Source organism: Bacillus sp. EB106-04-02-XG92, from assembly GCF_058791995.1.
In genome coordinates this window covers 200034-209230 of record NZ_JBYTEA010000008.1, presented here as the reverse complement: position 1 = coordinate 209230, position 9197 = coordinate 200034, and the positions used below count along the sequence as shown (strand labels likewise).

Below are 9197 nucleotides of genomic sequence, written 5' to 3'. Positions count from 1 at the left end.
ATAGGTTCGAGGTGGAAGCATGGTGACATGTGGAGCTGACGAATACTAATAGATCGAGGACTTAACCATATAATATGTAGCAAATGTTATCTAGTTTTGAAGGAATATGCCTTCATAGTTTGGTGATGATGGCAGAGAGGTCACACCCGTTCCCATACCGAACACGGAAGTTAAGCTCTTTAGCGCCGATGGTAGTTGGGACCTTGTCCCTGTGAGAGTAGGACGTCGCCAAGCAAAAACCTAAGTCGATTCGACTTAGGTTTTTTTGTGTCTATTTTTATGTGCGAAATGCCATAATCCATACATTTAATAACCTTAAAGAAGAAAAAGAATGAAAATGAGGCTATTCAAAGGGATAAGTATGAGAAGAGCGTAGTTGTTTTTTCATTATTGTCCTCATTATAAATAAAATAAATATAAACGGCATGCTTTATATTCAAGCATGCCGAATTAGTATATAGACCGTTGTCTGTATGATAGATCTCTAGAAATATATATTCTAATTTCTTATCCTTCTTGCATATAGTTACAATAATTCTTTTGAATATAACTAAAACACGAACGTTATTGGTGAGTAATAAAAAAACATTCGATTATTTGTTGACATTGTTTATGAAATATTGTTAATATAGCCATAGAAAGAATAATATATAAGACCTCATATAATCGCGGGGATATGGCCTGCAAGTCTCTACCTAACGACCGTTATTCGTTAGACTATGAGGGAAAGTCACTCGGTATTTTTCTATTCACAAGGGATACGTATGCCTGAGTAGAGCACTTTCTCTCATAGTAAAAAGAGAAACTGTTCTATTTCAGGCTTTTTTTATTTGAATCGGGGGGATTCTAATATGAAATCACTAGTTGGAGTCATAATGGGAAGCACGTCAGACTGGGAAACAATGAAATATGCTTGTGATATTTTAGATGAATTAAATATACCGTATGAGAAAAAAGTTGTATCCGCTCATCGGACTCCGGATTATATGTTTGAATATGCAGAGACGGCTCGTGAACGTGGATTGAAAGTTATTATTGCTGGAGCTGGTGGAGCAGCGCATTTACCAGGAATGGTTGCAGCGAAGACAAATCTTCCTGTAATCGGAGTTCCAGTTCAATCAAAAGCGTTAAACGGCTTAGATTCATTATTATCCATCGTCCAAATGCCAGGAGGGGTTCCAGTTGCAACTGTTGCAATTGGTAAGGCTGGTTCAACAAATGCTGGTTTACTTGCTGCACAAATACTTGGATCATTCCATGATGATATACATGATGCATTAGAATTGAGAAGAGAAGCAATTGAAAAAGATGTGCGCGAAGGTAGTGAGCTAGTATGACGAGAATCATTTTACCTGGAAAAACAATCGGCATTATTGGAGGCGGCCAGCTAGGAAGAATGATGGCATTGGCAGCTAAGGAGATGGGATATAAAATTGCTGTTTTAGATCCTACAAAACATTCACCATGTGCACAAGTTGCGGATATTGAAATTGTTGCATCATATGACGATTTAAAAGCAATTCAGCACTTAGCAGAGATCAGTGATGTTGTCACATATGAATTTGAGAATATTGATTATAGATGTTTACAATGGCTTGAAAAACATGCTTACTTACCGCAAGGCAGTCAGTTGTTAAGTAAAACACAAAATCGTTTTACAGAAAAGAATGCAATTGAGAAAGCTGGGCTACCGGTAGCAACGTATAGATTGGTTCAAAACGAAGAGCAGCTTACTGAAGCAATTACCGAGTTATCATATCCTTCCGTCTTAAAAACAACGACAGGTGGATATGATGGGAAAGGACAAGTTGTTTTAAGAAGTGAAGCTGACGTTGATAAAGCGCGAGAGCTTGCGAAAGCAGCAGAGTGTATTTTAGAGAAATGGGTGCCTTTTGAAAAAGAAGTATCAGTTATTGTCACACGTAGTGTAAGTGGTGAAACGAAAGTATTTCCGGTAGCGGAAAATATTCATGTAAATAACATTTTGCATGAATCTATCGTTCCAGCTCGCATTACAGAAGAACTTTCTCAAAAAGCAATTGCTTATGCAAAAGTGCTTGCGGATGAACTAGAACTTGTGGGAACACTAGCGGTAGAGATGTTTGCTACAGCTGATGGTGAGATTTACATTAATGAACTAGCACCAAGACCTCACAATTCAGGACACTATACACAGGATGCATGTGAAACGAGTCAATTCGGTCAACATATTCGAGCGATCTGTAATTTACCTCTTGGAGAAACAAATTTGTTAAAACCAGTTGTCATGGTAAACATTTTAGGCGAACATATAGAAGGGGTCCTAAGACAAGTGAATAGATTAACCGGGTGCTATTTACACTTGTATGGAAAAGAAGAAGCAAAAGCACAGCGAAAAATGGGGCATGTAAATATTTTAAATGATAATATTGAAGTCGCTCTAGAAAAAGCGAAGGGTTTGCATATTTGGGACCATCAAGAACAACTGTTGGAGGGAAAAAGATGATTAGTCGTTATACACGCCCAGAAATGGGTGCAATTTGGACGGAAGAGAACAAATTTAAAGCATGGTTAGAAGTTGAGATTTTAGCTTGTGAAGCATGGGCTGAGCTTGGCGATATTCCAAAAGAAGATGTTAAGAAAATTCGTGAGCATGCATCATTTGATATTGATCGTATTTATGAAATTGAAAAAGAGACACGTCATGACGTAGTTGCATTTACTCGTGCTGTATCAGAAACACCAGCATTAGGCGAGGAACGTAAATGGGTTCATTACGGTTTAACATCTACAGACGTAGTAGATACAGCGTTATCTTACATTTTAAAACAAGCAAATGAAATCATATTAAAAGACTTAGAAAACTTTGTAAGCATTTTAGCTAACAAAGCGAAAGAGCATAAATACACGATCATGATGGGAAGAACACACGGTGTTCATGCAGAACCAACAACATTTGGTTTAAAACTTGGTCTTTGGTATGAAGAAATGAAACGTAACGTAGAGCGTTTCAAACAAGCTGCTGATACAGTTCGCGTTGGTAAATTATCTGGTGCGGTTGGTACATACGCAAATATCGATCCATTCGTAGAAAAGTATGTTTGTGAAAACTTAGGATTAGAAGCAGCACCAATTTCAACACAAACATTGCAACGTGATCGCCATGCTCATTACATGTCAACACTTGCATTAATCGCAACATCTATCGAAAAGATGGCAGTTGAGATTCGTGGTTTACAAAAGAGTGAAACACGTGAAGTTGAAGAAGCTTTCGCAAAAGGTCAAAAAGGTTCTTCTGCAATGCCACATAAGCGTAATCCAATTGGATCTGAAAATATGACTGGTTTAGCTCGTGTTATCCGCGGTTATATGATGACAGCTTATGAGAATGTTCCATTATGGCATGAGCGTGATATTTCTCACTCTTCAGCAGAACGCGTAATTTTACCAGATGCTACAATCGCGTTAAATTATATGCTAAACCGCTTTGGTAATATTGTTAAAAACTTAACTGTATACCCAGAGAATATGAAACGCAATATGACAAGAACATATGGCTTAATTTATTCTCAGCGCGTAATGCTTACATTAATCGATAAAGGTATGGTACGTGAAGAAGCTTATGATATCGTACAACCTAAAGCGATGGAAGCTTGGGAAACACAAGTACAATTTAAAGAGCTTGTAGAAGCTGATGAGCGTATTACGAGCAAGTTAACACAAGAAGAAATTAATGAATGCTTCAACTATGAGCATCATATGCAACACGTTGATACAATCTTTGAACGCCTAGGATTAAACGAAGCGTAAAATTTCATATGGCACAGAATAGAGTCATTCTGTGCCATTCTTTATAAAAAAATTATTCACATTTTTCAAACTACAGGGGGCTTGCGAAATGCAAAAGCTAGAATTGCTGTATGAAGGTAAGGCAAAAAGAATTTATCGTACAGAATCAGCAGATATGGTTTGGGTAGAGTACAAAGATAGTGCGACTGCTTTCAATGGGGAGAAAAAAGAGACGATTACAGGAAAAGGTCGTTTGAACAATGAGATTACAACTTTATTGTTCAGAAAGTTACAAGAAGTGGGAATTAAAACACATTTTGTTGGGAAGTTATCTGAGACAGAGCAACTTGTTAAAAAAGTGAGTATTATTCCTTTAGAAGTTGTCACAAGAAATGTAATTGCAGGAAGTCTTTCAAAACGATTAGGAATGGAAGAGGGAACTGTACTTGCAGAACCAATCGTAGAATTTTACTTCAAAGATGATGATTTAGGAGATCCGCTTGTAACGGAAGATCATATTCGTGTATTAAACGTTGCGTCGCCAGAGCAAGTAAGCGTATTACGAGAGATGGCTCTACAAATCAATCAAGTGTTGATTGATCATTTCGCAAGCTGTCGTGTAACATTAGTAGATTTCAAATTAGAGTTTGGTGTAACGGAAGCAGGAGAAATTATTTTAGCGGATGAAATTTCCCCAGATACTTGCCGTTTATGGGATGAAACGAGCAACGAAAAGTTCGATAAAGACGTATTCCGTCGCGACCTTGGAAATTTAACAGATGCTTATGAAGAAATTTTAAAACGTTTAGGGGGAATTTCACATGTATAAAGTTAAGGTATATGTAACATTAAGAGAAAGCGTATTAGATCCACAAGGAACAGCAGTGAAAGGAGCACTTCATAGCCTTTCATTCACAGAAGTACAAGATGTTCGAATCGGAAAGTATATGGAACTAACAATTGATAAATCGGTAACTGATTTAGATAGCCAGGTAAAGGAAATGTGTGAAAAACTATTAGCAAACGTTGTAATGGAAGACTTCCGTTATGAAGTTGAGGAGGTTGTCGCACAGTGAAATTTGCCGTAATAGTATTTCCAGGTTCGAACTGTGATGTTGATATGTTCCATGCAATTAAAGATGAGCTCGGCGAAGAAGTAGATTACGTTTGGCACGATACAGAGAATTTAGATGAGTATGATGCAATTTTACTACCAGGTGGATTCTCTTACGGTGACTACTTACGCTGCGGTGCTATTTCTCGCTTTGCGAATGCAATGAAAGCAGTGCAAAAAGCTGCTGAGCAAGGAAAGCCGATTTTAGGTGTATGTAATGGATTCCAGATTCTTGTTGAATCAGGATTACTACCAGGAGCGTTAATGAGAAACGAAAACTTAAAATTTATGTGCCGAACAGTTCAGTTACGTGTTGAAAATAATGAAACGATGTTTACATCACAATATGAAAAAGATGAAGTAATTAATATTCCAATTGCACACGGTGAGGGGAATTACTATTGTGATGAAGAAACGCTTAAAAGATTAGAAGAGAATAATCAAATCGCATTCCGTTACGTAGAAAACCCGAATGGAAGCGTTTCAGATATTGCTGGTATTGTAAACGAAAAAGGAAATGTACTTGGTATGATGCCACACCCAGAGCGTGCTGTAGATGAATTACTTGGCGGTGCCGAAGGGCTAAAAGTCTTTCAATCTATCTTAAAACAGTGGAGGGAAACATATGTCGTTAATGCTTGAACCAAATCCAACACAAATTAAAGAAGAGCGCATATATGCGGAAATGGGGCTAACAGACGAAGAGTTTGCCATGGTTGAAAAGATTTTAGGCCGTCTGCCAAATTATACAGAAACAGGGTTATTCTCTGTTATGTGGTCTGAACATTGCAGTTATAAAAATTCAAAACCAGTGCTTCGAAAATTCCCAACAACAGGTGAGCGCGTCTTGCAAGGACCTGGGGAAGGTGCTGGAATTGTAGACATCGGTGATAATCAAGCGGTTGTATTTAAAATGGAAAGTCATAACCATCCTTCTGCTATTGAACCATATCAAGGGGCAGCAACAGGCGTTGGTGGTATTATCCGTGACGTATTCTCTATGGGAGCACGCCCAGTAGCTCTATTAAACTCACTTCGATTTGGGGAATTACAATCACCACGTGTGAAATATTTATTCGAAGAAGTAGTAGCAGGGATTGCAGGGTACGGTAACTGTATCGGTATTCCAACTGTTGGCGGCGAAGTACAGTTTGATCCATGTTATGAAGGAAATCCACTTGTAAATGCAATGTGCGTAGGCTTAATTAATCATGAAGATATTAAAAAAGGGCAAGCGCACGGTGCTGGAAATACAGTAATGTACGTAGGAGCATCAACTGGTCGTGACGGTATTCACGGTGCAACATTCGCATCTGAAGAGTTATCTGAAAGCTCAGAGGAGAAGCGTCCAGCAGTTCAAGTAGGAGATCCATTTATGGAGAAACTTCTTATTGAAGCTTGCTTAGAGCTAATCCAATCAGATGCACTTGTTGGAATTCAAGATATGGGTGCAGCTGGTTTAACATCATCTTCTGCAGAAATGGCAAGTAAAGCAGGAATGGGTATTGAAATGTACTTAGATGATGTACCACAGCGTGAAACAGGAATGACACCATATGAAATGATGCTATCTGAATCACAAGAACGTATGCTAATCGTTGTGAAAAAAGGTAGAGAGCAAGAAATAGTAGATTTATTTGAGAAGTATGGTCTTGCAGCCGTTACGATGGGGAAAGTAACGGAAGACAAAATGCTTCGTTTATTCCATAAAGGTGAAAAGGTAGCTGAAGTACCAGCAGATGCTCTTGCAGAAGAAGCACCAATTTATCATAAACCATCAAAAGAAGCAGCATACTTTGCTGAATTCCAGGCAATGAAAATGGAAACACCAAAAGTAGAAAATTATAAAGAAACGTTATTCGCTCTATTACAACAACCGACGATTGCAAGTAAAGAGTGGGTTTATGATCAATATGATTATCAAGTTCGCACAAGCACAGTTGTTACACCAGGTTCAGATGCAGCAGTTGTACGTGTACGTGGTACAGAAAAAGGATTAGCAATGACGACAGATTGTAACTCTCGCTACATTTATTTAGATCCAGAAGTGGGCGGTAAAATTGCGGTAGCAGAGGCAGCACGTAATATCGTATGTTCTGGAGGAGAGCCACTTGCAATTACAGATTGCTTAAACTTCGGTAATCCAGAAAAACCAGAAATCTTCTGGCAAATTGAGAAATCAGTAGATGGTATGAGCGAAGCTTGTCGCACATTACAAACACCAGTTATCGGCGGAAACGTATCAATGTATAACGAACGTAGTGGTGAAGCTGTATACCCAACACCGACAGTTGGGATGGTTGGACTTGTACACGATTTAAAACATGTAACAACACAAGAGTTTAAGCAAGCTGGCGATTTAGTTTATGTTATCGGAGAGACGAAAGCTGAGTTTGGTGGAAGTGAGTTACAGAAAATGATTCACGGCAAAATTTTCGGCCAATCACCAAGTATCGATCTAGACGTAGAATTAAAACGTCAAAAACAAGTATTAGCAGCAATTCAAGCTGGCCTTGTTCAATCTGCTCATGATGTTGCTGAAGGTGGTTTAGCGGTTGCAATTACTGAAAGTGCCATTGGTGCAAAAGGTTTAGGGGCTACTGTGAAATTAGACGGAGAAGCTACAGCAGCATTATTCGCTGAATCACAATCTCGCTTCGTTATAACTGTAAAACGTGAAAATAAAGAAGCGTTCGAGAAAGCGGTAGAAGCAATTCAAGTTGGAGAAGTGACAAATACAAATGAAGTAACAATTCATAATGAAGAAAATGAAGTATTACTTACAGCAAATGTAGATGAAATGAGAAAGGCTTGGAAAGGGGCAATCCCATGCTTGCTGAAATAAAGGGGTTAAATGAAGAATGTGGCGTTTTCGGAATTTGGGGGCATGAAAATGCAGCACAAGTTTCGTACTACGGATTGCACAGTTTACAGCACCGTGGGCAAGAAGGCGCAGGCATTGTCGTAAATAATGGTGAGAAAATCGTCGGTCACAAGGGGTTAGGTTTAATATCAGAAGTGTTTTCAAGAGGTGAGCTAGAAGGATTGAACGGAAAATCAGCAATCGGACACGTGCGATACGCGACGGCTGGTGGAAGTGAAGTAGCTAACGTTCAACCATTATTATTCCGTTTTTCTGATCATAGTATGGCATTAGCTCATAACGGGAATTTAATTAATGCAAAAATGCTTCGCCGCGAATTAGAGGCAGAGGGAAGTATTTTTCAAACAAGTTCAGATACAGAAGTACTTTTACATCTTATTAAACGTAGTACGAAAGATTCGTTAATTGAAAGTGTAAAAGAGGCTTTAAATAAAGTGAAGGGTGCGTTTGCGTATCTTTTACTAACTGGAAATGAAATGATTGTTGCGTTAGATCCAAATGGGTTCCGTCCTCTTTCAATCGGAAAGATGGGTGATGCTTACGTTGTAGCATCAGAAACATGTGCTTTCGATGTAGTAGGTGCAACATACATTCGTGATGTAGAACCAGGTGAATTACTTATCATCAATGATGAAGGAATTCACGTAGATCGTTTTACAAATGAAGTAGATCATGCAATTTGTAGTATGGAGTACATTTACTTTGCACGTCCAGATTCAAATATTGCTGGTATTAACGTCCATGCAGCACGTAAAAACATGGGGAAACGTTTGGCGGCAGAAGCTCCTATTGAAGCAGATGTTGTTACTGGTGTGCCAGACTCTAGTATTTCAGCAGCGATTGGTTATGCTGAGGCAACAGGCATTCCATATGAGTTAGGATTAATTAAAAATCGTTACGTTGGACGTACATTTATTCAACCTTCTCAGGAACTGCGAGAGCAAGGGGTTAAGATGAAGCTTTCAGCAGTAAGAGGTGTAGTTGAAGGAAAACGGGTTGTTATGATTGACGATTCTATCGTACGAGGAACAACGAGTAAACGAATTGTTCGTATGCTTCGTGAGGCTGGAGCGACAGAAGTTCACGTAAGAATAGCTTCACCACCTCTGAAATATCCATGTTTCTACGGCATTGATATTCAAACGAGAAAAGAATTAATTGCAGCAAATCATACAGTAGAAGAAATTCGTGAAATGATTGGTGCAGACTCATTAACATTTTTAAGTGAAGATGGATTAGTAGATGCAATTGGACGTCCATATGAAGGGAAATACGGCGGCCTATGTATGGCATACTTCAATGGAGATTATCCAACAGCCCTTTATGATTATGAGCAAGAGCTTTTTGAAAGTATGAAATAAGAAGGAAAAAGCTTCTACTTCTTTTGAGGTAGAAGCTAGCTTCTTTCTTAAAATGGCCCGCACAGGATAG

General features: G+C 38.7%; 8 protein-coding genes, 1 rRNA gene and 1 riboswitch. All 9 genes read left to right on the top strand.

What is annotated here, in order from left to right:
- The first annotated feature begins 118 nt into the window (after nucleotides 1–118).
- The 9 genes from rrf to purF all read left to right on the top strand — a co-directional run bounded on the left by rrf (nucleotide 119) and on the right by purF (nucleotide 9127).
- Nucleotides 119–234: ribosomal RNA gene (gene rrf, locus AC3WVA_RS20500) — 5S ribosomal RNA — on the top strand.
- Between the two features lie 404 nt (nucleotides 235–638).
- Nucleotides 639–740, top strand: a riboswitch (purine riboswitch).
- A 111-nt stretch (nucleotides 741–851) separates the two neighbouring features.
- Complete coding sequence (gene purE, locus AC3WVA_RS20495; RefSeq protein WP_000839367.1) at nucleotides 852–1337, top strand: 5-(carboxyamino)imidazole ribonucleotide mutase; 486 nt, start codon at nucleotides 852–854, stop codon at nucleotides 1335–1337.
- Nucleotides 1334–2485, top strand: a complete 1152-nt coding sequence (gene purK / locus AC3WVA_RS20490; protein WP_098347367.1) for a 5-(carboxyamino)imidazole ribonucleotide synthase — start codon at nucleotides 1334–1336, stop codon at nucleotides 2483–2485. The genes purE and purK overlap by 4 nt, the downstream gene beginning before the upstream one ends.
- Nucleotides 2482–3789, top strand: a complete 1308-nt coding sequence (purB, locus tag AC3WVA_RS20485) for an adenylosuccinate lyase (protein ID WP_000625682.1) — start codon at nucleotides 2482–2484, stop codon at nucleotides 3787–3789. The genes purK and purB overlap by 4 nt, the downstream gene beginning before the upstream one ends.
- An 88-nt stretch (nucleotides 3790–3877) precedes the next feature.
- Nucleotides 3878–4597 (top strand): phosphoribosylaminoimidazolesuccinocarboxamide synthase, encoded by a 720-nt coding sequence (gene purC, locus AC3WVA_RS20480; RefSeq protein ID WP_492322125.1) that lies wholly within the window; start codon nucleotides 3878–3880, stop codon nucleotides 4595–4597.
- On the top strand, nucleotides 4590–4844 hold the full coding sequence (gene purS, locus AC3WVA_RS20475) for a phosphoribosylformylglycinamidine synthase subunit PurS (protein WP_195756151.1): 255 nt from the start codon (nucleotides 4590–4592) through the stop codon (nucleotides 4842–4844). The genes purC and purS overlap by 8 nt, the downstream gene beginning before the upstream one ends.
- Nucleotides 4841–5524: a phosphoribosylformylglycinamidine synthase subunit PurQ gene (gene purQ / locus AC3WVA_RS20470; protein WP_048375606.1), complete on the top strand. Its 684-nt coding sequence runs from the start codon at nucleotides 4841–4843 to the stop codon at nucleotides 5522–5524. Before purS ends, purQ begins: the two co-directional genes overlap by 4 nt.
- A complete protein-coding gene (purL, locus tag AC3WVA_RS20465; protein WP_492322124.1) occupies nucleotides 5508–7727 on the top strand; it encodes a phosphoribosylformylglycinamidine synthase II in 2220 nt (739 codons plus the stop codon). Before purQ ends, purL begins: the two co-directional genes overlap by 17 nt.
- Nucleotides 7712–9127, top strand: coding sequence for an amidophosphoribosyltransferase (gene purF, locus AC3WVA_RS20460; protein ID WP_098521203.1), 1416 nt, complete (start codon nucleotides 7712–7714; stop codon nucleotides 9125–9127). Before purL ends, purF begins: the two co-directional genes overlap by 16 nt.
- Nucleotides 9128–9197 lie beyond the last annotated feature (70 nt).

Bases quoted from the DNA above. Each gene is read 5' to 3' on its own strand.
- purF (WP_098521203.1), top strand. From the start codon at position 7,712: ATGCTTGCTGAAATAAAGGGGTTAAATGAAGAATGTGGCGTTTTCGGA.
- purB (WP_000625682.1), top strand. From the start codon at position 2,482: ATGATTAGTCGTTATACACGCCCAGAAATGGGTGCAATTTGGACGGAA.
- purE (WP_000839367.1), top strand. From the start codon at position 852: ATGAAATCACTAGTTGGAGTCATAATGGGAAGCACGTCAGACTGGGAA.
- purS (WP_195756151.1), top strand. From the start codon at position 4,590: ATGTATAAAGTTAAGGTATATGTAACATTAAGAGAAAGCGTATTAGAT.
- purK (WP_098347367.1), top strand. From the start codon at position 1,334: ATGACGAGAATCATTTTACCTGGAAAAACAATCGGCATTATTGGAGGC.
- purC (WP_492322125.1), top strand. From the start codon at position 3,878: ATGCAAAAGCTAGAATTGCTGTATGAAGGTAAGGCAAAAAGAATTTAT.
- purL (WP_492322124.1), top strand. From the start codon at position 5,508: ATGTCGTTAATGCTTGAACCAAATCCAACACAAATTAAAGAAGAGCGC.